This is a genomic window from Pseudomonas sp. ADAK13, assembly GCF_012935715.1.
Taxonomy (GTDB): domain Bacteria; phylum Pseudomonadota; class Gammaproteobacteria; order Pseudomonadales; family Pseudomonadaceae; genus Aquipseudomonas.
Map to the genome: position 1 here is coordinate 222,049 of NZ_CP052860.1, position 25,544 is coordinate 247,592.

At 62.6% G+C, this 25,544-nt stretch carries 28 protein-coding genes; 13 read left to right on the forward strand and 15 right to left on the reverse strand.

Features of this window, described 5'->3' with window-relative positions:
* Positions 1–13: 13 nt before the first annotated feature.
* The gene (locus tag HKK54_RS00960) at positions 14–1,141 is read right to left on the reverse strand and encodes an efflux RND transporter periplasmic adaptor subunit (RefSeq protein WP_029615731.1); all 1,128 of its coding nucleotides are present in this window, start codon (positions 1,139–1,141) and stop codon (positions 14–16) included.
* 241 nt (positions 1,142–1,382) lie between these two features.
* On the opposite strand from HKK54_RS00960, the gene HKK54_RS00965 reads away from it, so the two are divergent.
* Complete coding sequence (locus HKK54_RS00965; RefSeq protein WP_169385923.1) at positions 1,383–1,988, forward strand: TetR/AcrR family transcriptional regulator; 606 nt, start codon at positions 1,383–1,385, stop codon at positions 1,986–1,988.
* A gap of 194 nt (positions 1,989–2,182) precedes the next feature.
* A complete protein-coding gene (locus HKK54_RS00970) occupies positions 2,183–2,641 on the forward strand; it encodes an REP-associated tyrosine transposase (protein ID WP_169385924.1) in 459 nt (152 codons plus the stop codon).
* A 115-nt stretch (positions 2,642–2,756) separates the two neighbouring features.
* Here the strand turns inward: HKK54_RS00970 and HKK54_RS00975 are convergent, their stop codons facing one another.
* Positions 2,757–3,197, reverse strand: coding sequence for a GlcG/HbpS family heme-binding protein (locus HKK54_RS00975; protein WP_169385925.1), 441 nt, complete (start codon positions 3,195–3,197; stop codon positions 2,757–2,759).
* Positions 3,198–3,464: 267 nt separating this feature from the next.
* On the opposite strand from HKK54_RS00975, the gene gcl reads away from it, so the two are divergent.
* From gcl to HKK54_RS01015, 8 genes are all read left to right on the forward strand, one after another.
* Entirely contained in the window at positions 3,465–5,240 is a 1,776-nt protein-coding gene (gene gcl / locus HKK54_RS00980; RefSeq protein ID WP_010166214.1) for a glyoxylate carboligase, read from the forward strand.
* Between the two features lie 10 nt (positions 5,241–5,250).
* Entirely contained in the window at positions 5,251–6,033 is a 783-nt protein-coding gene (hyi, locus tag HKK54_RS00985; RefSeq protein ID WP_169385926.1) for a hydroxypyruvate isomerase, read from the forward strand.
* An 81-nt stretch (positions 6,034–6,114) separates the two neighbouring features.
* Positions 6,115–7,053 (forward strand): 2-hydroxy-3-oxopropionate reductase, encoded by a 939-nt coding sequence (locus HKK54_RS00990; RefSeq protein ID WP_336604756.1) that lies wholly within the window; start codon positions 6,115–6,117, stop codon positions 7,051–7,053.
* A gap of 143 nt (positions 7,054–7,196) precedes the next feature.
* A complete protein-coding gene (locus HKK54_RS00995; RefSeq protein ID WP_169385927.1) occupies positions 7,197–8,492 on the forward strand; it encodes a glycerate kinase type-2 family protein in 1,296 nt (431 codons plus the stop codon).
* The gene (gene pyk / locus HKK54_RS01000; RefSeq protein WP_010166207.1) at positions 8,482–9,897 is read left to right on the forward strand and encodes a pyruvate kinase; all 1,416 of its coding nucleotides are present in this window, start codon (positions 8,482–8,484) and stop codon (positions 9,895–9,897) included. The genes HKK54_RS00995 and pyk overlap by 11 nt, the downstream gene beginning before the upstream one ends.
* A 121-nt stretch (positions 9,898–10,018) precedes the next feature.
* Entirely contained in the window at positions 10,019–10,894 is an 876-nt protein-coding gene (locus tag HKK54_RS01005) for an urea transporter (protein WP_169385928.1), read from the forward strand.
* A gap of 31 nt (positions 10,895–10,925) precedes the next feature.
* Positions 10,926–11,750 (forward strand): ion transporter, encoded by an 825-nt coding sequence (locus HKK54_RS01010; RefSeq protein ID WP_010166204.1) that lies wholly within the window; start codon positions 10,926–10,928, stop codon positions 11,748–11,750.
* Positions 11,751–11,855: 105 nt separating this feature from the next.
* Complete coding sequence (locus HKK54_RS01015) at positions 11,856–12,860, forward strand: sulfate ABC transporter substrate-binding protein (protein WP_010166202.1); 1,005 nt, start codon at positions 11,856–11,858, stop codon at positions 12,858–12,860.
* Positions 12,861–13,030: 170 nt separating this feature from the next.
* On the opposite strand, the gene HKK54_RS01020 is transcribed toward HKK54_RS01015, so the two are convergent.
* On the reverse strand, positions 13,031–13,645 hold the full coding sequence (locus HKK54_RS01020; protein ID WP_169385929.1) for a DUF5666 domain-containing protein: 615 nt from the start codon (positions 13,643–13,645) through the stop codon (positions 13,031–13,033).
* 178 nt (positions 13,646–13,823) lie between these two features.
* Between HKK54_RS01020 and HKK54_RS01025 the strand changes: the two genes are divergently transcribed.
* A complete protein-coding gene (locus tag HKK54_RS01025) occupies positions 13,824–15,020 on the forward strand; it encodes an MFS transporter (RefSeq protein WP_169385930.1) in 1,197 nt (398 codons plus the stop codon).
* 6 nt (positions 15,021–15,026) lie between these two features.
* On the opposite strand, the gene HKK54_RS01030 is transcribed toward HKK54_RS01025, so the two are convergent.
* Both HKK54_RS01030 and HKK54_RS01035 read right to left on the reverse strand, forming a co-directional pair.
* A complete protein-coding gene (locus HKK54_RS01030; RefSeq protein WP_010166194.1) occupies positions 15,027–15,431 on the reverse strand; it encodes a type II toxin-antitoxin system HicB family antitoxin in 405 nt (134 codons plus the stop codon).
* Between the two features lie 21 nt (positions 15,432–15,452).
* The gene (locus HKK54_RS01035) at positions 15,453–15,641 is read right to left on the reverse strand and encodes a type II toxin-antitoxin system HicA family toxin (RefSeq protein ID WP_169385931.1); all 189 of its coding nucleotides are present in this window, start codon (positions 15,639–15,641) and stop codon (positions 15,453–15,455) included.
* A 216-nt stretch (positions 15,642–15,857) separates the two neighbouring features.
* Here HKK54_RS01035 and HKK54_RS01040 point away from each other — a divergent pair, with 216 nt between their 5' ends.
* Complete coding sequence (locus HKK54_RS01040; RefSeq protein ID WP_169385932.1) at positions 15,858–16,736, forward strand: LysR family transcriptional regulator; 879 nt, start codon at positions 15,858–15,860, stop codon at positions 16,734–16,736.
* A gap of 3 nt (positions 16,737–16,739) precedes the next feature.
* Here the strand turns inward: HKK54_RS01040 and HKK54_RS01045 are convergent, their stop codons facing one another.
* Positions 16,740–17,849 (reverse strand): cytochrome P450, encoded by a 1,110-nt coding sequence (locus HKK54_RS01045; protein ID WP_169385933.1) that lies wholly within the window; start codon positions 17,847–17,849, stop codon positions 16,740–16,742.
* Positions 17,850–17,923: 74 nt separating this feature from the next.
* Here HKK54_RS01045 and HKK54_RS01050 point away from each other — a divergent pair, with 74 nt between their 5' ends.
* A complete protein-coding gene (locus HKK54_RS01050) occupies positions 17,924–18,610 on the forward strand; it encodes an ArsR/SmtB family transcription factor (protein ID WP_169385934.1) in 687 nt (228 codons plus the stop codon).
* A 39-nt stretch (positions 18,611–18,649) separates the two neighbouring features.
* On the opposite strand, the gene phnP is transcribed toward HKK54_RS01050, so the two are convergent.
* The 9 genes from phnP to phnG are packed head-to-tail and all read right to left on the reverse strand — an operon-like array spanning position 18,650 to position 25,542.
* Entirely contained in the window at positions 18,650–19,399 is a 750-nt protein-coding gene (gene phnP, locus HKK54_RS01055) for a phosphonate metabolism protein PhnP (RefSeq protein WP_169385935.1), read from the reverse strand.
* Complete coding sequence (gene phnN, locus HKK54_RS01060; RefSeq protein ID WP_169385936.1) at positions 19,390–19,953, reverse strand: phosphonate metabolism protein/1,5-bisphosphokinase (PRPP-forming) PhnN; 564 nt, start codon at positions 19,951–19,953, stop codon at positions 19,390–19,392. The genes phnP and phnN overlap by 10 nt, the downstream gene beginning before the upstream one ends.
* Positions 19,953–21,101, reverse strand: a complete 1,149-nt coding sequence (locus HKK54_RS01065; RefSeq protein WP_169385937.1) for an alpha-D-ribose 1-methylphosphonate 5-triphosphate diphosphatase — start codon at positions 21,099–21,101, stop codon at positions 19,953–19,955. The genes phnN and HKK54_RS01065 overlap by 1 nt, the downstream gene beginning before the upstream one ends.
* The gene (gene phnL / locus HKK54_RS01070; RefSeq protein WP_169385938.1) at positions 21,091–21,813 is read right to left on the reverse strand and encodes a phosphonate C-P lyase system protein PhnL; all 723 of its coding nucleotides are present in this window, start codon (positions 21,811–21,813) and stop codon (positions 21,091–21,093) included. The genes HKK54_RS01065 and phnL overlap by 11 nt, the downstream gene beginning before the upstream one ends.
* Entirely contained in the window at positions 21,810–22,619 is an 810-nt protein-coding gene (gene phnK, locus HKK54_RS01075; RefSeq protein ID WP_085989900.1) for a phosphonate C-P lyase system protein PhnK, read from the reverse strand. Before phnK ends, phnL begins: the two co-directional genes overlap by 4 nt.
* Positions 22,580–23,446 carry an alpha-D-ribose 1-methylphosphonate 5-phosphate C-P-lyase PhnJ gene (locus tag HKK54_RS01080; RefSeq protein WP_169385939.1) on the reverse strand — a complete coding sequence of 289 codons (867 nt, stop codon included), beginning with the start codon at positions 23,444–23,446 and terminating at the stop codon, positions 22,580–22,582. Before HKK54_RS01080 ends, phnK begins: the two co-directional genes overlap by 40 nt.
* Positions 23,439–24,515 (reverse strand): carbon-phosphorus lyase complex subunit PhnI, encoded by a 1,077-nt coding sequence (locus HKK54_RS01085; RefSeq protein ID WP_169385940.1) that lies wholly within the window; start codon positions 24,513–24,515, stop codon positions 23,439–23,441. Before HKK54_RS01085 ends, HKK54_RS01080 begins: the two co-directional genes overlap by 8 nt.
* A complete protein-coding gene (phnH, locus tag HKK54_RS01090) occupies positions 24,515–25,105 on the reverse strand; it encodes a phosphonate C-P lyase system protein PhnH (RefSeq protein WP_169385941.1) in 591 nt (196 codons plus the stop codon). The genes HKK54_RS01085 and phnH overlap by 1 nt, the downstream gene beginning before the upstream one ends.
* Entirely contained in the window at positions 25,105–25,542 is a 438-nt protein-coding gene (gene phnG, locus HKK54_RS01095) for a phosphonate C-P lyase system protein PhnG (protein ID WP_032881727.1), read from the reverse strand. The genes phnH and phnG overlap by 1 nt, the downstream gene beginning before the upstream one ends.
* Positions 25,543–25,544 lie beyond the last annotated feature (2 nt).

Below are 25,544 nucleotides of genomic sequence, written 5' to 3' on the forward strand. Positions count from 1 at the left end.
GCTCGGCAGCTCCTCACTGGGCGACGACCTTCACGGCCGAACCGTCATCCAGCTTGTCGGCGCCTTCGGTGATCACCTGTTCGCCGGGTTTGACCCCGCTTTCGAGCACCGCCGAGATGTCGCCCATGGACGGGCCGGTCTTGATGTTGCGCAGGCTGGCCTTGTCGCCGTTCACCACGAACACGAAATCACCCTTGCTGCCATGCTGGATCGCCCGGGTGGGCACCACGGCAACCTGGGTCAGGGTGTCGGCTTTCAGGCGCGCATTGACGAACTGGTTGGGGAACAGCGCATTGCCCGAATCGTCGAACTGCGCCTTGACCTTGATGGTGCCGGTGGTGGTGTCCACCTGGTTGTCCAGGGCCAACAGGCTGCCGGTGGCCAGCAAGGCTTTTTTATTGCGGTCGTAGGCCAGCACCGTCACGGCGCCACGGCCCAGGGCTTGATTGATTGCGCCCAAGTCATCCTCGGGCACCGCAAACACCACCGTGGCCGGGTTCATTTGGGTGATCACCACAATGCCGGTGGTGCTGGTGGTAGTGACATAGTTGCCCGGGTCTACCAGGCGCAGGCCCACCACGCCGTCGACGGGCGAGGTGATGGTGCAGTAGCCGACCTGCACTTCAAGGTTCTGCACATTGCCCTGGTCGGCGGCCACGGTGCCCAGTTGTTGCTGGACCAGCGAGGCCTGGGTATCGACGGTTTGCTGGCTGGTGGAGCCGGCCTTGACCAGTTCGCGGTAGCGCACCAGATCGCGCTGGGCATTGCTCAATACCGCCTGGTCGTGGGCCAGGGTGCCCTTGGCCACGGCCAACTGGGCCTTGAGGGCACGGTCATCGATTCGCGCAATCACCTGGCCCTTGGTGACGTGCTGGCCTTCCTTGAACGCCACGCTGCTGAGGATGCCATCGACCTGGGTGACCACCGTCACACTGCGGGTCGGGGTGACGGTGCCGAGGGCATCGATGTACACCGGTACGTCCTGCAACACCACCGGCACCACGGCCACCGGTTCGCCGGTGGCGGGCGGCCTGCCTTTGTGCCCACCTGCAAAGAAGTGCAAACCCAGGGCAATCAACACCGCTACCAGTAACAACGTGCCAACTACCCAGGCGAACGTACGTCGTCTGCTTTTCTCCACGGGTTTCTCTCTCGAACGCCGAAATCAGGAAGGGGCGGCCCGGCTAAATGGCCGCTCGCTGCCTGAACTCTAGCAGCGCGCTCGGGCCGTGCCTGTACGACCGTGAATGCGTTCAGCATCAAGACAGACAAAGTCAGCTGGGCGCCCCACCGTGCAAGGGCTGCAGCACGATTCTTGAGCCCTGCGCAAAGCCGGTGCTACCATGCCCGACCGCCTGTCTTGGCAAGGAACGACCTGGTCTATGAGCACCATTCGCGAGCGCAACAAAGAACTGATCCTGCGGGCTGCCAGTGAGGAGTTTGCCGACAAGGGCTTCGCCGCGACCAAAACCAGCGACATCGCCGCCAAGGCCGGGCTTCCCAAGCCCAACGTCTACTACTACTTCAAGTCCAAGGACAACCTCTACCGCGAGGTGCTCGAAAGCATTATCGAGCCGATCCTGGCCGCCTCCACGCCGTTCAATCCCGAGGGCGACCCTTCGGCCGTGCTGAGCGGCTACATCCGCTCGAAAATCTGCATCTCCCGGGATTTGCCGTTTGCCTCGAAAGTGTTCGCCAGCGAAATCATGCACGGCGCCCCGCATTTGAGCCCGGAGCAGGTGGACCAGCTGAATGCCCAGGCCAAACACAACATCGACTGCATCCAGAGCTGGGTGGACCGGGGGCTGATTGCGCCGATTGACCCGCATCATCTGATGTTCAGCATCTGGGCGGCGACGCAGACCTACGCGGATTTTGACTGGCAGATTTCAGCGGTGACCGGGAAAGCCAAGCTGGATGAAGCGGATTATGAGGCGGCGGCGCAGACGATTATCCGGTTGGTGCTTAAAGGGTGTGAGCCGGACTGAAGAGCATCGCAGGCAAGCCAGCTCCCACAGTGGATTTGTGCCAGACACAGAATGTATGAACGACAGAGATCCACTGTGGGAGCGGGCTTGCCCGCGATAGCTATCTCCAGGACACATCCTGCCAAAACCTGGAACACCCCTTAAAACATTCCCATCTAGCCTTTCAGAACTCACTTCTGCAAAGGGGCAACGGAATGCCTGATCTACCCGCATCATGTCGTCTGCGCACAGGGCGCTATAACGAATCCAACCGCATTTATCTTCTGACCAGCAACACACTGCATCGCGAGCCCATATTCAGCGACTTCAAGCTGGGCAGACTGGTGGTACAGCAGTTCAGAATTGCCCAAAACCAACGTCTGGCAACCTCATTGGCCTGGGTGGTAATGCCTGATCATTTCCACTGGTTGATTTCACTGGAAAACGGTTCTCTGGCTGACCTGATGCGCCAGGTCAAATCCAAAAGTACTCGAATCGTAAATGCTGTTGCCGGGCGTCAAGGGCGCCTTTGGCAACCGGGCTTCCATGACCATGCCGTGCGGCGTGAAGAAAGCCTTGAGGGCATCGCCCGGTACATCGTGGCCAACCCCCTGAGAGCGGGTCTCGTGAAGAAATATGGCGACTACCCTCTGTGGGATGCGATCTGGCTTTGACTGTAGCCCGGGTCGCCGCCATCGCGGGCAAGCCCGCTCCCACATTTTGATTTGTGAATACATTCAACTGTGGGAGCGGGCTTGCCCGCGATAGCTATCGATCAGTCACCTCACATCAAGCAGTAACCCCCGCATCCGCCCATAACCCCTGCCCCTCGATCGCACTGATCGCACACTGTTCATCAATATCCGACGTATCCCCGCTGATCCCGATCGCGCCCAGCACCACACCCTCCTGATCCCGAATCAACACCCCGCCCGGCGCCGGCACCACGCTGCCTTGCCCCAGGCTGTTCAACGCCGCAATAAACGCCGGCCGCTGCTGCGCATCCAGCGCCAGCAAGCGCGAGCCCTTGCCCAGGGCAATTGCGCCCCAGGCCTTGCCGATCGCGATCTGCGGGCGCAGCAGGCTCGCGCCATCTTCGCGCTGCAACGTAATCAAATGCCCGCCGCTGTCGAGTACCGCAACGGTCAGCGGCGCTGCCGAAATGGTGCGGCCTGCCGCGATGGCGTGGCTGGCCAGGTTGACTGCGACTTTCAAGGTTAAAGCGCTCATGGGTGCCGTCCTTATCTTGTTATGGGAAAGCCGTGGGGCTCTGTCTGATCAGAAGCTCGATCAAACAAATAGAACACAATAGATTTATTTTTTGTATACAATATTTCGAAACATACGCACCACACATCGAAATATTCCTGTCCAGAAGGCTTCCGACGAACGTAAAGGCCACCCAAGAAAATGGATTGACCTGCCCCGCTCGCCGTGAATACACTTCGGACCAACACAACTTGTATACAATTACAAAACGCAAGAGGCACCAAAACCATGAGCAAAATGAGAGCAATCGAAGCCGCTGTCCTGGTGATGCGCCGTGAAGGGGTCGACACCGCCTTCGGTATCCCGGGCGCCGCGATCAACCCGCTGTATTCGGCCTTGCAGAAGGTCGGTGGCATCGATCACGTCCTTGCTCGCCACGTTGAAGGCGCCTCGCACATGGCTGAGGGCTACACCCGCACCAAGGCCGGCAACATCGGCGTGTGCATCGGCACTTCGGGCCCGGCGGGCACCGACATGGTCACCGGCCTGTACAGCGCCTCGGCCGACTCGATCCCGATCCTGTGCATCACCGGCCAGGCGCCGCGGGCACGGATGCACAAGGAAGACTTCCAGGCCGTCGACATCACCAGCATCGTCAAGCCGGTGACCAAGTGGGCGACCACCGTCCTGGAACCCGGCCAGGTGCCGTATGCCTTCCAGAAAGCCTTCTATGAAATGCGCTCCGGCCGCCCGGGTCCGGTGCTGATCGACCTGCCGTTCGACGTACAAATGGCCGAGATCGAATTCGACATCGACGCCTACCAGCCGCTGCCCCTGGCCAAGCCACTGGCCACCCGCATCCAGGTGGAAAAAGCCCTGGCCCTGCTGGACCAGGCCGAACGCCCCTTGCTGGTGAGCGGTGGCGGCGTGATCAACGCCGACGCCAGCGAGCTGCTGGTGGAGTTCGCCGAGCTGACCGGCATCCCGGTGATCCCGACCCTGATGGGCTGGGGCACGATCCCCGACGATCACCCGCAGATGGTGGGCATGGTCGGCCTGCAAACGTCCCACCGTTATGGCAACGCGACGATGTTGAAATCGGACGTGGTGCTGGGCATCGGTAACCGCTGGGCCAACCGCCACACCGGTTCGGTGGAGGTGTACACCGAGGGCCGCAAATTCATTCACGTGGACATCGAGCCGACGCAAATCGGCCGCGTGTTCACCCCGGACTTGGGCATCGTGTCCGACGCCGGTTCCGCCCTGACCCTGTTCATAGAAGTAGCCCGCGAGTGGAAAGCCGCCGGCAAGCTCAAGGACCGCAGCGCCTGGCTCCACGATTGCCAGCAGCGCAAGGCCACCCTGCACCGCAAGACCCACTTCGACAACGTGCCGGTCAAGCCGCAGCGGGTGTACGAAGAGATGAACCAGGTATTCGGCAAAGACACCTGCTACGTCAGCACCATCGGCCTGTCGCAGATTGCCGGCGCACAGTTCCTGCACGTCTATAAGCCACGCCACTGGATCAACTGCGGCCAGGCCGGCCCGCTCGGCTGGACCATTCCGGCCGCGCTGGGTGTGGTCAAGGCTGATCCGACCCGCAAGGTTGTCGCGCTGTCGGGCGACTATGACTTCCAGTTCATGATCGAAGAGCTGGCCGTGGGCGCGCAGTTCAAGCTGCCGTACATCCACGTGGTGGTGAACAACTCTTACCTGGGGCTGATCCGCCAGGCCCAACGCGGTTTTGAAATGGACTACTGCGTGCAGCTGTCCTTCGACAACCTCAACGCGCCGGAACTCAACGGTTATGGCGTCGACCACGTGGCCGTCGCCGAAGGCCTGGGTTGCAAGGCCCTGCGCGTGTTCGAGCCGGGTCAGATCCAGCCTGCGTTGCGCAAGGCTCAGGAGATGATCGAAGAGTTCAAGGTGCCGGTGATCGTTGAAATCATTCTGGAGCGGGTGACCAATATTTCCATGGGCACCGAGATCAACGCCGTCAACGAATTCGAAGATCTGGCACTGGTGGGCAACGACGCGCCGACCGCCATTTCACTGCTCGATTAAGGAGAACCCCATGCCGCGTTTCGCCGCCAACCTGTCCATGCTGTTTACCGAACAGGACTTTCTTGCCCGTTTCAAAGCCGCCGCCGACGCGGGGTTCAGTGGTGTGGAATACCTGTTTCCCTATGAATTCAGCTCGGCTGAAATCAAGGCGCAACTCGATGCCCACGGCCTGACCCAAGTGCTGTTCAACCTGCCGGCCGGTGACTGGGCCAAGGGCGAACGCGGCCTGGCGTGCCACCCGGACCGGGTCGAGGAGTTCCGCGCCGGGGTCAACCTGGCCATCGCCTACGCCCAAGTGCTGGGCAATACCCAGATCAACTGCCTGGCGGGGATTCGCCCGGCCGGCGTGGATGACGCGACGCTGGAAAAAACCTTCGTCGCCAACCTCAAGTACGCCGCCGACAAGCTGCAAGCGGTGGGCATCAAGCTGGTGATGGAAGCCATCAACACCCGCGACATCCCGGGTTTCTACCTGAACAACACGGCGCAGGCCCTGTCGATTCGCGAGCAGGTGGGCAGTGCCAACCTGTTCCTGCAGTACGACATCTATCACATGCAAATCATGGAAGGCGACCTCGCCCGCACCATGGCGAACCACCTGGATGAGATCAACCACATCCAGCTGGCGGACAACCCGGGGCGCAACGAGCCGGGCACCGGTGAGATCAACTACCGCTTCCTGTTCGAACATTTGGACCGCATTGGTTATCAGGGTTGGGTCGGCTGTGAGTACAAGCCGTTGACCACCACCGAAGCGGGTTTGGGTTGGTTGAAAACCCACAACGCCATCTAACCCACAACACAGAACCCTGTGGGAGCCGGGCTTGCCCGCGATGCAGGCAACTCGGTTTCTCAGCTGCACCGCGGTGATGCCATCGCGGGCAAGCCCGGCTCCCACAAAAACAATAAGAGGATTTTAATCATGGCTAAAATCGGATTTATCGGCACCGGCATCATGGGCCAACCCATGGCCGCCAACCTGCAAAAGGCCGGGCACCAACTGTTCCTGTCCGAGCATCACGGCAAGGCCCCGGCTGAACTGATCAACGCTGGCGCGGTGGCCCTGGCCAACCCGCAGCAAGTGGCCCAGGAAGCCGAATTCATCATCGTCATGGTGCCCGACACCCCGCAGGTCGACGACGTGCTGTTCCGTGCCGACGGTGTGGCCGCAGGCCTGGGGCCGAACAAAGTGGTGATCGACATGAGCTCGATCTCGCCCACCGCCACCAAGGCCTTCGCCGCGAAGATCAACGAGACCGGCGCACGCTACCTTGACGCCCCGGTGTCCGGTGGTGAAGTCGGCGCCAAGGCCGGCACCCTAAGCATCATGATCGGCGGCGACCCGCACACCTTCGAACGCGCCCTGCCGCTGTTCCAGGCCATGGGCAAGAACATCACCCTGGTGGGCGGTAATGGCGATGGCCAGACCGCCAAGGTGGCCAACCAGATCATCGTCGCCCTGAACATCCAGGCGGTGGCCGAAGCGCTGCTGTTCGCCTCGAAGAACGGTGCCGACCCGGCCAAGGTGCGGGAAGCCCTGATGGGAGGGTTTGCTTCGTCGAAAATCCTCGAAGTGCATGGCGAGCGCATGATCAAGGGCACCTTCGATCCGGGCTTCCGCATCAACCTGCACCAGAAGGATCTGAACCTGGCCTTGGCCGGTGCCAAGGAGTTGGGGATCAACCTGCCCAACACCGCCGGCACCCAACAGGTGTTCAGCACCTGCACGGCCATCGGTGGCGGCAACTGGGACCACTCGGCGCTGATCAAGGGCCTGGAACATATGGCGAATTTTTCGATTCGCGATAAGTAACGCCCGCCCTTCCCTGTAGGAGCCGGCTTGCCGGCGATGAGGCCACCCGCCTCACCGCCAGCCTTCAGGCCGCCATCGCCGGCAAGCCGGCTCCTACAGTTTTTGCATTGCCTCTAATAACAAGAATCCCCGGGAGCCCGCTTATGTCGGTCGATCCGCAACACCTGCTTCGCGAGCTGTTTGCCACAGCCATCGACGCCGCCCACCCCCGGCAAGTCCTCGAACCCTATCTGCCCACCGACCGCAGCAGCCGTGTCATTGTGATCGGTGCCGGCAAAGCCGCCGCCGCCATGGCGCTGGTGGTGGAAAACTGCTGGCAAGGCGAAGTCTCGGGCCTGGTGGTCACCCGCTATGGCCACGGTGCACCCTGCAAAAAAATCGAAGTGGTCGAAGCCGCACACCCGGTCCCGGATGCCGCCGGCCAAGCCGTAGCCAAGCGCGTGCTGGAGTTGATCAGCAACCTCAGCGAAGACGACCGCGTGATTTTCCTGCTCTCCGGCGGTGGCTCTGCGCTGCTCGCCCTGCCCGCCGCAGGCATCACCCTGGCGGACAAACAAGCGATCAACAAAGCCCTGCTCAAATCCGGCGCCACCATTGGCGAGATGAATTGCGTGCGCAAGCACCTCTCGGCAATCAAGGGTGGCCGCCTCGCCCGGGCAAGCTGGCCGGCCACGGTCTACACCTACGCGATTTCCGATGTGCCGGGCGACCAGGCCACGGTCATCGCGTCGGGCCCTACCGTCGGCGACCCGAGCACTTCGCAACAGGCGCTGGCGATCCTCAAGCGCTACCAGATTGAAATCCCGGCGTCCGTGCGCACCTGGCTGCAAAGCCCGGAGTCGGAAACGGTCAAGCCCGGCGACCCGGTCCTCGCCCGCAGCCATTTCCAGTTGATCGCCCGCCCCCAACAATCCCTGGAAGCGGTGGCAGTAAAAGTCCGCCAGGCCGGTTTCAGCCCGCTGATCCTCGGCGACCTGGAAGGCGAGGCGCGGGACGTGGCCAAGGTGCACGCCGGTATCGCCCGGCAGATCATCCAGCATGGCCAGCCGCTGGCGGCGCCTTGCGTGATCCTTTCCGGCGGCGAAACCACCGTCACCGTGCGCGGCAATGGCCGTGGCGGGCGCAATGCCGAATTCCTGCTGAGCCTCACCGACAGCCTCAAGGGCCTGCCCGGCGTCTACGCCCTGGCGGGTGACACCGACGGAATCGACGGCTCCGAAGACAACGCCGGGGCGATCATGACGCCCACCAGCTACGCCCGCGCCGAAGCCCTGGGCCTGAGCGCCAGCGACGAGCTGGACAACAACAATGGCTATGGCTATTTCGCGGCCCTCGACGGCTTGATCATCACCGAGCCGACCCGCACCAACGTCAACGATTTTCGCGCCATTCTGATTCTTGAAAGCCCTGAAAGAGAGTCCCCCGAACATGACGCCTGACAAGAAGGTCAAAATCCTCGCCACGCTGGGCCCAGCCACCGACAGCATTGACGACATCCGTGAGCTGGTGGAAGCCGGGGTGAACATCTTCCGCCTGAATTTCAGCCACGGTGATCACGCCGATCATGCCCAGCGCTACCAGTGGATTCGCCAGGTGGAGCGCCAGCTCAATTATCCCCTCGGCATCCTCATGGACCTGCAAGGGCCGAAGCTGCGGGTCGGGCGCTTTGCCGAGGGCAAGGTACAACTGATTCGCGGCCAGGCCCTGCGCCTGGACCTGGACCCGACACCCGGTGACCAGCGGCGGGTAAACCTGCCGCACCCGGAAATCATCGCGGCCCTGCAGCCCGGCATGGACCTGCTGCTGGACGACGGCAAGCTGCGCCTGCGGGTGATCACCAAGCATTCCGAGGCCATCGACACCACCGTGCTCAATGGCGGCGAACTGTCGGACCGTAAAGGCGTGAACGTGCCCCAGGCATTGCTGGAACTCAGCCCGCTGACCGCCAAGGACCGCCGCGACCTGAGTTTCGGCCTGGAACTGGGTGTGGACTGGGTGGCGCTGTCGTTTGTGCAACGCCCGGAAGACATCCGCGAAGCCCGTGAATTGATCGGCGACAAAGCCTTCCTGATGGCCAAGATCGAAAAGCCATCGGCGGTGCAGCGCCTGCAGGAAATCGCCGAGCTGAGCGACGCGATCATGGTCGCCAGAGGGGACCTGGGGGTGGAAGTGCCGGCGGAAAGCGTGCCGCAAATCCAGAAGGACATCATTGGTGTCTGCCGCCAGTTGGGTAAACCGGTGGTGGTGGCGACGCAGATGCTTGAGTCGATGCGCTTCTCCCCGGCGCCGACCCGCGCCGAAGTCACCGACGTGGCCAACGCAGTGGCTGAAGGGGCGGATGCGGTGATGCTGTCGGCGGAAACCGCTTCCGGTGAATACCCGCTGGAAGCCGTGCTGATGATGAGCAAGATCATTCGCCAGGTGGAAAACGGCCCGGATTACCAGGCCCAGCTGGACGTCAGCCGGCCCAAGGCCGAAGCCACAGTGTCGGACGCCATCAGCTGCGCGATTCGCCGTATCAGCAGCATCCTGCCGGTGGCGGTGCTGGTGAACTACAGCGAGTCCGGCACCTCCAGCCTGCGGGCGGCGCGGGAACGGCCAACGGTGCCGATCCTGAACCTGACGCCGAACCTGTCCACGGCGCGACGCTTGAGCGTGGCGTGGGGCGTGCACTCGGTGGTGAATGACCGGCTGCGGCAGGTGGACGAGGTGTGTTCCACGGCGCTGGAAATTGCCCAGGCACAAGGTATGGCGCAGCGCGGGGACACGTTGGTGATTACCGCGGGGGTGCCGTTTGGGCAGCCGGGCTCGACCAACTCGCTACGGATAGAGACGTTGATCTAGCGCCTGTAAGGGCCTCATCGCGGGCAAGCCCGGCTCCCACATTTTGATTTGTGAACCCGTTCGAATGTGGGAGCTGGCTTGCCTGCGATGGGGGCAACTCGGTCCCTCAGACTCACCCACCATGCCCAACCAACCCTGCCCCGACTGGGCCGAAGCCCTGCTCAACGGCTTCAGCCAGATTTTCCTGCAGCGCCACCCGCTGTGTGGCCTGCTCTGCCTGCTGGCGATCCTTGTCGGCGCCCCGGCCCTGCTCGGCGGCGCGCTGCTGGGTGGTGTCGCCGGGCTGCTGACCGCCCAACGCCGCGCCTATCCCAAGGCCGAGCGCCAGGCCGGCCTCTATAGCTACAACGGTGTGCTGCTCGGCTTGCTGATCAGCCAGCACTTCACCTGGTCGGCACTGCTACCGCCATTGATTCTCGCCTGCGGCGGCCTCAGCGCGATCCTTACTCGCCAATGGCTCAAACGCGCTGCCAACCCCGACGACCTGCCCGCCTACACCGTACCGTTTGTGGTACTCGGCTGGCTGCTGCTCGGTACCTCTTCGCCCACCGCCTTCACCGCCAGCGAACCCGGCACCTGGGCACTGCTCTGCGCGCCATTTAAAGGGCTGGCCCAAGTGATCCTGATGGACCAGCCCCTGGCCGGCCTGTTGATCGCCCTCGGCCTGCTGCTCGCCAGCCGCCGCGCCGCGTTGTGGGCGTTGGCCGGCGCCAGCCTCGGCGTACTGATCGCCCTGTTGATGGACGAACCCGCCAGCGCCCTGCTCGGCCTACACAGCTATAACCCGGCGCTGGCCGCCCTGGCCCTCAGCCAGCATCGCCGCCAACCCTGGCTGCCGCTGATCGGCATTCTGCTGGCGATCATCCTCACACCCGGCTTCACCGGCCTGAACCTGCCCGCGCTGACCGCACCGTTTATCCTCGCCACTTGGCTGGTGCGCGCCAGTCATCGGATGATGCAGAAAGCCCGCATGGACAGCCCGTTCGAATCACCCTAGGCTTCGCTGATCTTCAATTCAGGCGGGCTTTATGGACAGCAACAACGACTGGCGTCAGCGGCTCTACGTCATGGTATTCCAAAGCGACACCGTCGCCGGACGGCGCTTCGATGGCATCCTGCTGCTGATCATACTTGCCAGCCTGGTCATCGTGATGCTCGACAGCATCGACCAGATCCACCAGAACTACGCCGATGTGCTGGCCTATATCGAGTGGGGCTTCACCATCATTTTCGCCATCGAGTACGGGCTGCGGCTGTACTGTTCGCCCAAGCCGTTGCGCTATGCCTTCAGCTTTTATGGGCTGGTGGATTTGCTGGCCATCGTGCCCGGGATCCTGGCGCTGTATTACAGCGACGCGCAGTACCTGCTGATTATCCGGATCATCCGGATGCTGCGGATCTTCCGCGTGCTCAAGCTCGGGCCGTACCTCAAACAGGCCAACTACCTGATGTCGGCGCTGCGGGGCAGCAAGCAGAAGATCGTGGTGTTCCTGGTCAGCGTCTGCACCCTGGTGACGGTGTTCGGCACCTTGATGTACGTGATCGAAGGTCCGGAACACGGCTTTACCAGTATTCCCAAGGGCATCTATTGGGCAATCGTGACGCTGACCACCGTGGGCTTTGGCGACATCGTGCCGAAGACCCCGCTGGGCCAGGTGATTTCGTCGCTGGTGATGATCACCGGTTATTCGATCATCGCGGTGCCCACCGGGATCTTCACCGCCGAACTGGCCAACGCCATGCGCGGTGAGCAATTGCAAACGGATTGCCCGGTGTGCAAGAAAAACAGCCATGAGCCCAATGCAGCGTTTTGCTCACGGTGTGGCAGCGCGCTTTTCAAGAAACTGGAATAAGCAAAGTTCTTTTTAATCTTTAAGCGACTATGCGCCCCCCGTTATAGTCGCTGGCATATTGCCCCCATGCGTTTCAAAACCTTCTCGAACAACAAGGAATGAGCAGTGAAAAAACTCGTTAGTGCCTCTCTCCTGGCCGCCGGCCTCGCACTGGCTGGCGTCGTCCAGGCCGCCCCGGTCACCCTGCTCAACGTCTCCTATGACGTGATGCGCGACTTCTACAAGGACTACAACGCCGCCTTCCAGAAACACTGGGCGGCCGAGCATCCAGACGACAAGCTGACCCTGCAGATGTCCTTCGGTGGTTCGAGCAAACAAGCGCGCTCGGTGATCGACGGCCTGCCGGCTGACGTGATCACCATGAACATGGCCACCGACATCAATGCCCTGGCAGACAACGGCAAACTGGTGCCGGACAACTGGGTTACCCGCCTGCCGAACAACAGCGCGCCGTTCACCTCGGCCACGGTGTTCATCGTGCGCAAAGGCAACCCGAAAGCCCTGAAAGACTGGCCTGATTTGCTCAAGGATGGCGTGCAAGTCATCGTGCCGAACCCGAAAACCTCCGGTAATGGCCGCTACACCTACCTGTCGGCCTGGGGTTATGTACTGAAGAACGGCGGTGACGAGAACAAGGCCAAGAAGTTTGTCGGCGACCTGTTCAAACACGCGCCTGTGCTGGACACCGGTGGCCGTGCCGCTACCACCACGTTCATGACCAACCAGATCGGCGACGTGCTGGTGACGTTTGAGAACGAAGCCGAAATGATCGCCCGTGAATTCGGCCGTGATCAGTTCGAAGTGATCTACCCGAGCGTCTCCGCTGAAGCCGAGCCGCCGGTGTCGATCGTCGACAAAGTGGTCGAGAAAAAAGGCACCAAAGTGGCTGCCGAGGAATACCTGAAGTACCTGTGGTCGCCGGAAGGCCAGGAAATTGCTGCCAACAACTACCTGCGTCCACGTGACCCGAAAGTGCTGGCCAAGTACACCGACCGCTTCCCGAAAGTCGACTTCCTGTCGGTCGAGAAGACCTTTGGTGACTGGCGCACCGTGCAAAAGACCCACTTCAATGATGGTGGGATTTTTGACCAGATCTACAGCGGGCAGTAATCCGCTCTAACTGAAGAAATGCAGGCCAGTGTGGGAGCTGGCTTTTGTGGGAGCTGGGCTTGCCCGCGATAGCCTCACCTCGGTTTGTCTGATAGACCGAGGTGCCTGCATCGCGGGCAAGCCCGGCTCCCACACAAGCCAGCTCCCACATTTGTTTCCGTGTTCAGCCGTTACATCGGCGGCGTCACACCATCCTTGCCCGCCGAAATCGCCTGGGCCGTCACGCTCCCATCCGCGCCCTTCGCCGCAAACATCACCACCTTCACCCCAGGCTTCAGCAAGCTGCGATCACCCGGCTCAAGGTTGACGATCGGCACGTCATCCGGCACCACGATCTTCTGCTCGCCGCCCTTGTACTTCACGGTCAATGTCCGGCCCTTGCTCACCACCAGGTCACCCACGGTGCCGTTGGTCATGCTGCTGCCTTCCTTCAGGTCGAACGCACGGTGCCCGTCACCTGTGCCTGCCATGGCCGGCGGGAATACGTGGACTTCCAGCGCCGTCAGGGTGCCATCCGCGTTGGGCATGGCCGCCGACCCGATGTAACTGCCAGGCTTGATGTCTTCGATTTTGGCCAGGGTGACGGCGCGTACCAGGGTGTCCTTGGTCAGGTTCACGGTGACGTCCTCACCGCTGTTGACCTTGACGTGCATCGCATCGCCGTCGATGGCGGTAATCGCACCCCGCACGCCCACACGCGGGGCATCCTGGGCCTGGGCGACGCCAACGGTCATCAGCGCGGCCAGGCTTGAGGCCAAGAGCATCTTGTTGAAAGTCATCTTCATGGCAGTCGATTTCCTGTTTATGCAGTTGTGACTGAATGTATCATCGACCTTCAGCCCGAAAGTTAACGTTTCAGTCATTAATGCCCGGCATGAGTGTTATCACCACAAACGGGCTACTCCCGCCCGGGGCCAGTCTTTATGCTCGCTCGCCTCTTTCCTTCGCTTTTATGAGAACACCATGAACGCTACGCCCCACGCTACAAGCACCATGACCCGAGGCATGGTGATGCTGTTTGCGTTCTGTTGCGGCGCCATCGTCGCCAACATCTACTACGCCCAACCGATCATCGAGCTGATTGCCCCGGACATCGGCCTCACGCCGGCCATGGCCAGCCTGATCGTGTCCCTGACCCAGATCGGCTATGCCTTGGGCCTGTTCTTCCTGGTGCCGCTGGGCGACCTGCTGGAAAACCGCCGGCTGATGATCATCACCACCGTGGTGGCCATCGCCAGCTTGCTGGGCGCAGCCTTCACCGAACAGCCGAACCTGTTCCTGCTGGTGTCGCTGCTGATCGGCTTCAGTTCGGTGTCGGTACAAATCCTGATTCCCCTGGCGGCGCACCTGGCACCGGCGGAATCCCGTGGCCGGGTGGTCGGCAGCATCATGGGCGGTTTGCTGCTGGGTATCCTGCTGGCCCGGCCTGTGTCCAGCGTGGTGGCTGACCACTTCGGCTGGCGCGCCATGTTCATGGCTGCCGCAGCCCTGATGGCGTTTATCAGCGTGGTGCTGATGCTGACCATCCCCAAGCGCCAACCCGATCACGCCGCCAGCTACGGCCAATTGCTGGGTTCCCTGGGCACCTTGCTGCGCCGCCAGCCGGTGCTGCGCCAGCGGGCGTTTTACCAGGGCTGCATGTTCGCTACTTTCAGTCTGTTCTGGACCGCCGCCCCACTGGAACTGTCCCGCAACCATGGCCTGAGCCAAAGCCAGATCGCCCTGTTCGCCCTGGTGGGCGCCCTCGGCGCTATCGCCGCCCCCATTGCCGGGCGCCTGGCGGATGCCGGCCACACCCACCGCGCCTCACTGCTGGCGATGCTGTTTGCGGCGCTGAGCTTCCTGCCCGCCTTCGTGCACCCGCTGTACAGCGTGATTGGCCTGGCGGTCACCGGCGTGGTCCTGGACTTCTGCGTGCAGATGAACATGGTCCTCGGCCAACGCGCCATCTACGCCCTCGACGCCAACAGCCGCAGCCGGCTGAACGCGCTGTACATGACCAGCATCTTCATCGGCGGCGCCTTCGGCTCGGCGATTGCCAGCAGCGTGTACGAACACGGCGGCTGGCTGGGGGTGATGCTGGTGGGCAGCGCGTTCCCGCTGGTGGCATTGTTGCGGTTCCTGAGTGCATCGCGCCAAGGGGCGGTGGCCACCGCCTAGTCAAACTTACAACCGCACCAACTTCTCCAAAGCCGCATCCGCCAGAAATGACGAGCGGCTTTTTACTTTGTGCTCGCGCACATAGCGGTCGATACGCTGGATCACATAGCCGGGCAAGGTCACGTTGACCTTCTCGGTCTTGCCCAGATAGGGCGAAATGTCGAGTTCCAACATCCCCCAGCCCATCCCCGCGTATTCCTCATTGTCATGGTGGGCGGCCACCGACGTTGGCATCGGAATCACCCGACCTTCTGCCGCGATCTCCTGCAGCATGATGTGCGCCACCTCGACGGCGGCGTTGTACGCCTCTTCAAAGCTGTCCCCGGCGGTCACAGCGCCCGGAATATCGGGGATCTGAATACCGGTGGCGACAAAGTCATCGCCCCATTCGATACAGATTGGGTATTGCATGGAAAATCTCCTTAAACCGTCCTAAAACGAAAACAGCCCGGCACGTTTCCTGATACTTCGCACGGTGCCCAGGGACAGATCCTTCTTGGGATGGGGCACCGGTATCGTGTACGGGTTATAGCGATGGGTGAAAAGATGATGGCTGCCCGTCACCCGATCCAGCACCCAACCTGCCTCTTGCAGCTCTTTGATCAATAGCCTGCTTTGCACCACAGCCTCCTTGCTCCGGCCTGAATAAAAGTAACTCTAGAGTTATCTTTACTCAAGCACAGAATTCGTCAGTCTGACTGGTGGCTGTTTTACTGGATGTTGGAAACCCATCAATTCATGCCCTTAGGGAATGAATTCTATGCCAACCGACTGACTTCCCCCCTTATCCCAAAGGCCCCATGATTCCCGAAACGCCACCGCCAAAAGGACATCCCGATGGACCGCCTCACCGCCATGGAAACCTTCGTCCACGTCGTCGAGACCGGCTCGTTTTCCTCTGCTGCCAAACGCATGGGCATTGGCCAGCCCGCCGTGTCCAAAGGCATTGCCCAACTGGAGGCCCGGCTGGCGGTCAGGCTGCTGATGCGTTCCACCCGGGGACTGACGCCCACCGAGGCGGGCCTGGCGTTTTTTGAGAAGGCCAAGCGCGCGGTCGACGAGGCCAACGATGCCGACGACGCCGCCCGGGGCGCCAGCAATGGGCTGTCGGGCACCCTGCGCATCAGCGCGGGCGTGACTTTTTGCCGTTTACAGATCATTCCCAACCTGGGGCCGTTCCTTGAGCAACACCCCGGCCTGAACGTCGACGTCGTACTCGACGACCGCCTGCTCAATCTGGTGGAAGAAGGTATCGACGTCGCGCTGCGCATCGGCAACCTGAGTGACTCCGGCCTGACGGCCCGCAAGATTGGCCAAAGCCCCTGCCGGATTTTCGGCACGCCCGCCTACTTTGAACGCCATGGCGAACCCCACTCCCCGGCAGACCTCCTGCACCACCAGGCGGTGATCTATAGCTTGAGCGAAAGCACCTGCTGGACCTTCACTCAGGGTGCCCATCAATACCCGGTGGTCGCTCACGGGCGCCTGCGCGTCACGTCCTCCGAAGGTATTCGCGCTGGTGTGCTGTCCCACCATGGCGTGGCGATGACCGCCGAATGGATGTTCATGCCGGAGATCGCCAGTGGCGAGGTCAAGGCAGTCCTCACCGACTGGGAACTGCCGCCACGGGACTTGTGGGCCGTGTTGCCCACAGGCCGGATGGTCAGTGCCAAGGCCCGGGCGTTTATCGAGTTTGTGGAGGGTGTGTTGCGCTGATCCTTACCCGTGAAAGCGCGGAATGCGCCCATTCAGAGACGGCCAGTAACTGAACACACACGGGCTGCTCAGCAGACCTTGCTGACGACGCTGTAAATCCTGGATCGCCTGCGCGGCAATGCTGAGCGCGATTTTTTGACCCGGACACTGATGCCTTCCCAGGCCGAAACTGAAGGTTCGTCGTTGCTGGCGCTCGAGTAAAAATCGCTCGGGTTCCGGGTTCGCCGCAGGATCCCGATTGGCCGACGCCAGCAACACCAGCACAGTGTCTCCAGCCTCCAGAGTCCGGCCGCCAATGGTGCAGCGGCTGGCCACGAATCGTCGGGTGTTCTGCACCGGAGAATCGTAGCGAGCGACCTCCTCGACCAACGCAATGGTGAGGGTCGGCGTACGCTGGACGAGTTCCAGCAGATCGGGGCGCCGATGCAGTGTGACCAAGGTGTTGCCGATAAGGCCTGCACTGGCTTCGCAGGTCTGTGACAGCAGCCCGATCAGATTGGCGATCAATGCGTCAGGGGCTTCCCAGGTACTGGCTTCGTAGTTGCGAAGGATGTGCTCCCGCAACCCTGTTTGCGCCAGCAACCCGCTGAACATTTCCCTTAGCCGGCTCGCCCCGATGTGCGCATCGCGGATCTGAGTCTCACTGCTCAGCGGTGAAAGGCAGGCGACAAAATCACGTGTCATCCGGGCGACTTCCCCCAGTTGGTCGCCTGGAAAACCCAGCCAATGCGCGACTGCCGACACCGGTAACGTGAACATGAATTCGTTCAAATCAGCCGCCGGGGGACCGATGCGGGTTATGACATCCGCAGTCACCACCGAAGCCAACGCAGGCTCGATGACCGCCCTGGGGCACCGATGGCCAGCGCCTTCATTCATGCGCATCAATGACGCAAACACCTGCCCCGCCGCGCCTTGCGCAATAGCTGCAGGCACCGGCTCATGCAGCGGCCGCACCCGGCAATCGGGATGCGTCAGAACGGCCTCGACCGTCCTGGCAGTGCTGGCGATCCATAGCCCGAGACCTTCATCGAACAGCAGCTCGCCGTTGAGCCTCAAGCCTGCGTAATACTCATAAGGGTTGTTGTGTGTCGCAGCTTCCAGCGGGGTCATTCAGTACATCCTGTGCCTAAAGAACCGCTACTATCTGCCACCGCACACGGCAACGATTCGTTCAGGAACGAAATATGAATGCCCACCACGAAGACTCTGCCCTCTCCCGGGTCGCCGGCGCGATTGCGGAACCTGCACGGACCAAAATGCTTTGCGCACTGATGGACGGCCATGCGCGCACCAGCACCGAAATGGCAGTCATCGCCGAGGTCAGCGCCTCCACCGCCAGCGCCCACTTGGCCAGGCTCAAGGATGACGGGCTGGTGAAGCTGCATACTCAGGGCCGGCATCGGTATTACAGCCTCGCAGGCCCTCACGTTGCCCAGGTGATTGAAGCGCTGATGGTGATCAGCCAAAACACTGCAACGGCGTTCGTTGCAACCACGCCCAATCGCTTGCAGTTCGCACGGACCTGCTACGACCACATGGCCGGGACGTTGGCCGTGCGCCTGCATGACCATTTCATCGAGGCCGGCTGGCTGATGGGTGACGGCACCTACCAACTCACGCAAGCCGGTGAAAAAGCGATGACCGAATTGGGTGTTGATGTGCAAGCGCTTCGCGTCCAGCGGCGTCGTTTCGCCTGCTCGTGCCTGGACTGGAGCATGCGCCGCCCGCATTTGGCCGGGGCGCTGGGGGCGGCTTTTCTGCAAAGCGTTATCAGCCGCCAGTGGGTCACCCAGGACCTGGATAGTCGTGCGCTTGGGCTTACGCCAAAGGGGCGAAAAGCACTGACAGTCCAGTTTGGAATAAAGCTTTGAGAACGATGAAGGCTCAATGTGGCGAGTTCAACAGTTGGGTTAAATCACCCTGCCATCCCAGCCCACGGTCACGTTGCGCGGCAACTCGCGCCGATGCTGCATCAACCACGCATCCAGCGTATGCCCCACATGAGTCAGCACGCCCAACTCGGCGCCGACGTCCTCAATGCACTGCAACGCCAGCGTCAAATCATTGTGATTACGCGGCGCCTGCGGCTGGGGCGGCATGGAGCAGTCGAGTACCAGCACATCCAGCGGTTCGCGTTGCAGCCAGTCGCGGGTGGCGGGTGGCAGGCCGACGGTGTCGGTGAGGTAGGCAATGCGCCGCCCTTCGCCTTCCAGCAGATAACCCAATGTGGGTTTGGAATGCAGCAGCGGCAACGCGGTGACGCTCAGCTCACCAAACCGGCGGGTTTCAAACTCGCCAAACGGCTGGCTGAAATCCAGGATGCCGGGGTGCTTGTACAGGTCGGACAAACCTTGCGCATCCACCGGCCCATGGACCGGAATCACCAGGCCCTGACCCCAGCGCAAGTGCAGCAGGCCTTGGGCGTGATCGGCATGGTAGTGAGTCTGGAAAATCCCGTTGAAACTGCGCGGCGGGAAGCGCTCGGTGAGGTCGGGCAACCCGCTGTCGATCAACCAGCGCTGGTCGCCGCATTCGATCAACGCGCTGCACGGGCGTCGCCGCAGGCTCTCGTCACTGCGGGCCAGACCACAAGCGGCGCACTCACAGCCATACACCGGGACTTGCCGCGCATCGCCGGTGCCCAGCAGCGTCAGGCGCATGCGGATTGCCCGTCGAGGCAGCGAAGCAGGCGCTCGACCGTGTGTTCCAACTGGCCGGAGTTGTCGAGCAGGAACACGTCCGGTGCACTGCTCAAGCCCTCGGCGAATCGCGCATTGCGCGCCAGCCGCTGATCGATATCGTCCAGGGATTCGCGGCCCCGCGCCAACAAGCGCTGGCGCAACACCGCCTGCTCCACCGTCAGCAACACCACCAGCAGGTTCGGGTAACGCAGCCGGGTCTGCGCCAAATGCCCGCGAGAGCCGTTGACCAGCACGTCGTGCCCCGCCGCCAGCCACTCATCAATCTCCCGGGGGATGCCATAGGACAACCCGTTGGCGTGCCAGCAGAGGGCAAACGCGCCCTCGGCCTCCATCGCGGCAAACTGCGCCGGGCTCACACCCTGCGCGGCTTCGCCCACCGCTTCTGCCGAGCGGGTGATGACCCGCCGCACAATGCGGCAGCCACGCTCGGCCAAACGCGGTCGTGCGGCATCCAGCAGGCTGTCCTTGCCCGAACCCGATGGTCCGATGAGATAGATCAACCTGCCCGCCATCAAAACACCCTCTTCGCTTGTCGCCAGACTTGTTGAACCACTGGCAGTCCGTCGCGGCTTTTTTTCGCTTGCACCAGGTCGGCCCGCAGGCCCAGGGCGATTTCGCCGCGATCGCTTAGGCCCGCGGCGTGTGCCGGCGCCAGGCTGATCATCTTCACCGCCCGGGAAAGATCGCCGCCGTCCTGCTGATCGGCCAGCACGAACGCCGCCTGCAGCAGGCTGGCCGGGTAGTAGTCACTGGAAAGTATATCCAGCAATCCCTCGGCAGCCAGGCCGGCGGCGGCCACATTACCCGAGTGGGACCCGCCACGCACCACGTTCGGCGCGCCCATCAGCACTTTCATGTTCAGCGCCTGGCAGCCACGGGCGGCTTCCAGGGTCGTGGGGAACTCCGCGATGGTCATGCCGTAGCGCGCCGACTCCTCGACATGCGCCAACGTCGCGTCGTCATGACTGGCCACCGACAGCCCGCGCGCCAGGCAATGCTCGACGATCGCCGCACGGTAACGGTCGCTGTACTCCCTGGAGTTGGCCATTTGCAGCACGATGAATGCGTCCATGGTCTCGTCGTTCAGGTGGTACTTGCCCATGTAGTACTCACGGTACTTGGATTCGAGCACGAACTGGCGCTGGCCCGGCGAATGGTCCATCACCGACACCAGGCGCACCAGCGGGTTTTCCACCAGGTCGCGGAACACGCTCAACGTGTCCGGGTGGCACAGCTCGCAACGCAGGTGCAGGTGGTGTTCGGCGCGGGTCAGGCCGGCGCTTTCTGCCGAGGCGATGGCATCGAGCATCGCCGGCAGTTTTTTCATGCGGTTGCCCTTGGGATTCACATCGCCGATGGACACCGCGTCGAACACCGTGGTGATGCCGGCCGCGATGATCTGCGCATCATGGCTGAGCACCGCCGAGGTCGACGGCCAGTCCACTCCGGGGCGCGGGGTCATGTGTTTTTCCAGGTTGTCGGTGTGCAATTCCACAAGGCCCGGCAGCAGGAAATCACCGCCCAGGTCCTGGGCCTGGGGCAGTTGGCTGCGGCCTTCGGCGATGTCGACGATCAGCCCGTCACGCAGCACCACGCTGCCAAGGAACATGCGCTCAGCCGTCACCAGCTGGGCATTACTGAGGATCTGTTCAGCGGGCATGGGCGTATTCCTCTTGGGCAACAGGCGCGGGGGTCATGTCGAAATGGCGGTCGGCGACCGCTTCACGGGCGGCGCGGTCGTGGAAGATGCCGATCAATGCAGCACCGGCGGCCTTGGCTTCGTTCATCAGTTCCAGCACCACCTGGCGGTTGCTGTCATCGAGGGATGCGGTGGGTTCGTCCAGCAGCATCACCGGCCAGGCCACCATGAAGCCGCGGGCGATGTTGACCCGTTGCTGCTCGCCACCGGAGAAGGTGCCGGGCGCCAACTGCCACAACCGCTGGGGGATGTTCAGGCGCGTCAGCAGGTGTTCGGCGCGTGACTGGGCATTGGCCTTCGACCAGCCACGGGCCAGGGCTGGCTCCATCACCACGTCCAGGCAAGCCACACGCGGGATCACCCGCAGAAACTGGCTGACGTAGCCCAGGGTCTGCTGGCGTACCTGCAGAATGTCCCGGGGCTCTGCACCGACCAGCTCCAGCCACTCACCGGCATGCTGCACACGGATGCTGCCGCCCGCCGGCAGATAGTTGCCGTACAGGGTACGCAGCAACGTGCTTTTACCGGCGCCGGACTGGCCGTGCAGCACCAGGCACTCACCGCCCTTCACACTGAATTCCACCCCGCGCAGCACGTTCAGCACCACGCCGTTCTGCTGGTGCAAGGTGAAGGTTTTCGAGAGGTCACGGACCTCGATCAAGGCATTCGTCATGGCTGCAATACCGAAGACACCAGCAGTTGAGAGTAAGGGTGCTGCGGATCGTCGAGGATCTGGTCCGTCAGCCCGGATTCCACCACCCGCGAACGGCGCATCACCATCAGGCGATCGGCCAGCAGACGCGCCACGGCGAGGTCGTGGGTCACGATCACCACGGCCAAATCCAGCTCGCGCACGAGGCCGCGCAACAGGTCGAGCAAGCGCGCTTGCACCGACACATCCAGGCCGCCGGTGGGTTCGTCCATAAAGACCAGGCGCGGGCTGGAGACGAGGTTGCGGGCGATTTGCAGGCGCTGCTGCATGCCGCCGGAGAAGGTCCGGGGCAAGTCGTCGATGCGCTGCGGGTCGATTTCCACCTGGCCCAGCCAGTCGAGACCGGCACCGCGCAGTTGCTGGTAATTGCGTACGCCCTGGGCCATCAGGCGCTCGCCGATGTTGGCGCCGGCCGAGACGCCCATGCGCAAGCCATCCCGTGGGTTTTGCTCGACAAAGCCCCATTCAGTGCGCAGCAAGGTGCGGCGTTCAGCTTCGCTGGCGCTGTACAGATCCAGCCATTCGCCGTCCTTGCCGCGATAGCCGATGTTCCCGGCCTGCGGCGGCAACCGCCCGCTGAGCAACGAGAGCAAGGTGGATTTGCCCGAACCGGATTCGCCGACAATCCCCAGCACTTCGCCGGGGTACAAATCGAAGCTGACGTCCTGGCAACCCTTCTCCGGGCCGTAGAGCAAAGACAGGTCACGTACGTGTAGCAAAGGCTGGCTCACTGGTTGTTCTCCTTGACCCGCTGGGCGCAATACCAGGTGTCGGAACACACAAAACTCTGGGTACCGGCGTCGTCCAGAATCAGCTCATCGAGGAACGATTCATGGCTGCCGCAGATGGCGCAGTTGTGCTCCCACTTCTGCACTTCGAACGGGTGGTCTTCGAAGTCCAGGCTGGTGACCTGGGTGTACGGCGGCACCGCGTACAGGCGCTTTTCGCGACCGGCACCGAACAGCATCAGCGCCGGGCTCATGTCGAGTTTCGGGTTGTCGAATTTCGGGATCGGCGATGGGTCCATCACGTAGCGCTCGTCGACCATCACCGGGTAGGCGTAGCTGGTGGCGATATGGCCGAAGGTGGCGATGTCTTCGTAGAGCTTTACGTGCATCACCCCGTAGTCATTGAGGGCGTGCATGGTGCGGGTCTCGGTTTCCGACGGTTCGATAAAGCGCAGCGGCTCCGGGATCGGCACCTGGTAGACCATGATCTGGTCAGCCTGCAACGGGGTTTCCGGAATGCGGTGGCGGGTCTGGATCACCGTGGCGTCCGGGGTGCTTTCGGTGGTGGCAACCCCCGCCGTGCGCGCAAAAAAGCGGCGGATCGACACGGCGTTGGTGGTGTCGTCGGCGCCCTGGTCGATGACCTTGAGCACGTCATCGGCCCCCAGAATCGCCGCGGTCAGTTGCATGCCACCGGTGCCCCAGCCGTAAGGCAGCGGCATCTCGCGGCCACCAAACGGCACCTGGTAACCGGGGATCGCCACGGCCTTGAGCAAGGCGCGGCGGATCATGCGTTTGGTCTGCTCGTCGAGGTAGGCGAAGTTGTACGCCGGGTCACGCGCAGGCGCTTGAGTCAGGTCATTCATGGCGGGTGCCCTCGGCCGGTTGGCGCAGTTTGCGGATCAGTTCCAGCTCGGACTGGAAGTCCACGTAGTGAGGCAATTTGAGGTGGGACACGAAGCCCGCCGCTTCGACGTTGTCGCAGTGGGACAACACGAATTCTTCCTGCTGGGCCGGCGAGACGATCTCTTCGTTGAACTCGCTGGCCCGCAGCGAGCGGTCCACCAGGGCCATACCCATGGCCTTACGCTCGGCATGCCCGAACGCCAAACCGTAGCCGCGAGTGAACTGCGCCAGCTCGGTGGCCGAACCGACGAACTGGTTGACCATCTCGCACTCGGTGACTTCGATGCTGCCCAGGCAGACCGGGAAGCCCAGCTCTTGCGGGTCAATCCACACCTCGACCTCACCGATGCGAATCTCGCCGGCGAACGGGTGGTTGCGGCCGTAACCGCGCTGGGTGGAGTAACCCAGCGCCAGCAGGAAACCTTCATCACCACGGGCCAGGGCTTGCAGGCGCTGGGCACGGTTGGCCGGGTATTCCAGCGGGTCGCGGGTGATGTCGGCGACGCTGCCGCTGTCGTCGGATTCGTTCTTGATCAGGCCTTCCTTGGCCAGCAAACCCAGGACTCTCGGGCATGCTTCCAGGGTCGCATCCGGCGTGGTGTGCGGGCCCGGGTATTCACCTTCGGCCAGCAGCGCGAAGTCCAGCAGGCGATGGGTGTAGTCGAAGGTCGGGCCCAGCAGTTGCCCGCCCGGAACGTCCTTGAACGTCGCCGACAAACGCCGGCTCAGGGACATCTGCGCGGTATCGATCGGCAGGCTCGGGCTGAAGCGCGGCAACGTGGTGCGGTAGGCCCGCAGCAGGAAGATCGCTTCCACCAGATCCCCCGCCGCTTGCTTGATCGCCAGCGCGGCCAGTTCGGTGTCGTACAGCGAGCCCTCGCTCATCACCCGGGCGACCGCCAGTGGCAGTTGCTCGCGGATCTGCTCCACGCTCAGCTCAGGAACAGACGTATCGCCCCGGCGTTTTTTCGCCAGCAGGCGGTGGGCATTGTCGATGGCCTGTTCGCCACCCTTGACGGCTACGTACATCAGGCACGCTCCTGTGCAATTCGGGTACTGCGGGGCAGGCCGATCAGGTGATGGCCGGCGGCGAACAACACGTCCAGGCCACGGGGAAACGTCTCGCGGCGCTGGCGCTCCAGCCAGAAGGCCTGGGGCACCGGCAGGTTGACCTGACGCTGGGTCTTGATCCCCGGGCCGTGCCAGTTCAAGGCACGACCGGCTTCCAGGTCGGTCAACTGAACCAGCAACGTGCAGGACTGATCGGGGTAGCGATCGTTGCCGTGGTCGAAGCCGCTGAGGTCGAGCAGGTCCTGTTCACCGAGCAAGGCGAACGCGGCCTCTTCCCGGCGCGTGGTCAGCGGGCAGCCGCAATGGAACGCCAGGTTGGCGCGAATCAGCGGCGTGTCGAAACTCGGCGCCAGCCACAGCGGCGTGTCCGTATCCAGCAACGCCAGGCACAGTGCATAGGTGGCCGGTGCCAGGCCTTCAAGGCTGGGCGCAGCGGGCAGGGACTGGATCAAACCGGGCTCGGCGAGGGCCTTGAGGGCCCCGCGAAAACCGCGCTGGGCGTCCAGCACCGGGTCTACAAAAGCCGGTTGCAAGCGTTGGGCATTCATCAGTTTTCTCCTCGAACCAGGGTGAAAAACTCGACCTTGGTGGCGGCGGTATCGGCCTCTTTTTGCGCCCGGCGTTCGGCCTGCGCGTTGGCCAGTGAGCGGATCAGATCGCTGAGCCAGAGACTCGGGTGCGCGCCCTGCAAATGCGCATCTGCCAGGGCCGCCAGTTCGGCATGGACCTTGTCGCGCCCGGCCAAATAGCTGTAGCCGGTGCGGCCGTCAGCCAGGCGCACCACACAGCGGGTCACGCTCATTTCGCCGACGTTGAACGGCGCGCCATTGCCGCCCATGCGGCCGCGCACCAGGGTCATGCCGATTTCCGGGGCGCGGATCAGTTGGTAATCCACGTCGCGCAGAGCGTCTTCATGGGGCAGCAATTCACTGCGAAAGGCGCGGGCGAGCACGCCGATCCAGTGTTGACGCGGGGACAGGTTCATCA

What these genes read in the sequence shown, in the direction of transcription:
- HKK54_RS01050 (WP_169385934.1), top strand. Translation starts at nt 17,924, where the DNA reads ATGAATGCCCACCACGAAGACTCTGCCCTCTCCCGGGTCGCCGGCGCG.
- phnH (WP_169385941.1), bottom strand. Translation starts at nt 25,105, where the DNA reads ATGAATGCCCAACGCTTGCAACCGGCTTTTGTAGACCCGGTGCTGGAC.
- pyk (WP_010166207.1), top strand. Translation starts at nt 8,482, where the DNA reads ATGACGCCTGACAAGAAGGTCAAAATCCTCGCCACGCTGGGCCCAGCC.
- HKK54_RS01045 (WP_169385933.1), bottom strand. Translation starts at nt 17,849, where the DNA reads ATGACCCCGCTGGAAGCTGCGACACACAACAACCCTTATGAGTATTAC.
- HKK54_RS01085 (WP_169385940.1), bottom strand. Translation starts at nt 24,515, where the DNA reads ATGTACGTAGCCGTCAAGGGTGGCGAACAGGCCATCGACAATGCCCAC.
- HKK54_RS00975 (WP_169385925.1), bottom strand. Translation starts at nt 3,197, where the DNA reads ATGAGCGCTTTAACCTTGAAAGTCGCAGTCAACCTGGCCAGCCACGCC.
- phnG (WP_032881727.1), bottom strand. Translation starts at nt 25,542, where the DNA reads ATGAACCTGTCCCCGCGTCAACACTGGATCGGCGTGCTCGCCCGCGCC.
- HKK54_RS01030 (WP_010166194.1), bottom strand. Translation starts at nt 15,431, where the DNA reads ATGCAATACCCAATCTGTATCGAATGGGGCGATGACTTTGTCGCCACC.
- HKK54_RS00995 (WP_169385927.1), top strand. Translation starts at nt 7,197, where the DNA reads ATGTCGGTCGATCCGCAACACCTGCTTCGCGAGCTGTTTGCCACAGCC.
- HKK54_RS01020 (WP_169385929.1), bottom strand. Translation starts at nt 13,645, where the DNA reads ATGAAGATGACTTTCAACAAGATGCTCTTGGCCTCAAGCCTGGCCGCG.
- phnP (WP_169385935.1), bottom strand. Translation starts at nt 19,399, where the DNA reads ATGCGCCTGACGCTGCTGGGCACCGGCGATGCGCGGCAAGTCCCGGTG.
- gcl (WP_010166214.1), top strand. Translation starts at nt 3,465, where the DNA reads ATGAGCAAAATGAGAGCAATCGAAGCCGCTGTCCTGGTGATGCGCCGT.
- HKK54_RS01080 (WP_169385939.1), bottom strand. Translation starts at nt 23,446, where the DNA reads ATGAATGACCTGACTCAAGCGCCTGCGCGTGACCCGGCGTACAACTTC.
- HKK54_RS01025 (WP_169385930.1), top strand. Translation starts at nt 13,824, where the DNA reads ATGAACGCTACGCCCCACGCTACAAGCACCATGACCCGAGGCATGGTG.
- HKK54_RS01065 (WP_169385937.1), bottom strand. Translation starts at nt 21,101, where the DNA reads ATGCCCGCTGAACAGATCCTCAGTAATGCCCAGCTGGTGACGGCTGAG.
- HKK54_RS01005 (WP_169385928.1), top strand. Translation starts at nt 10,019, where the DNA reads ATGCCCAACCAACCCTGCCCCGACTGGGCCGAAGCCCTGCTCAACGGC.
- hyi (WP_169385926.1), top strand. Translation starts at nt 5,251, where the DNA reads ATGCCGCGTTTCGCCGCCAACCTGTCCATGCTGTTTACCGAACAGGAC.
- phnN (WP_169385936.1), bottom strand. Translation starts at nt 19,953, where the DNA reads ATGGCGGGCAGGTTGATCTATCTCATCGGACCATCGGGTTCGGGCAAG.
- HKK54_RS01010 (WP_010166204.1), top strand. Translation starts at nt 10,926, where the DNA reads ATGGACAGCAACAACGACTGGCGTCAGCGGCTCTACGTCATGGTATTC.
- phnL (WP_169385938.1), bottom strand. Translation starts at nt 21,813, where the DNA reads ATGACGAATGCCTTGATCGAGGTCCGTGACCTCTCGAAAACCTTCACC.
- HKK54_RS00965 (WP_169385923.1), top strand. Translation starts at nt 1,383, where the DNA reads ATGAGCACCATTCGCGAGCGCAACAAAGAACTGATCCTGCGGGCTGCC.
- HKK54_RS00970 (WP_169385924.1), top strand. Translation starts at nt 2,183, where the DNA reads ATGCCTGATCTACCCGCATCATGTCGTCTGCGCACAGGGCGCTATAAC.
- HKK54_RS01040 (WP_169385932.1), top strand. Translation starts at nt 15,858, where the DNA reads ATGGACCGCCTCACCGCCATGGAAACCTTCGTCCACGTCGTCGAGACC.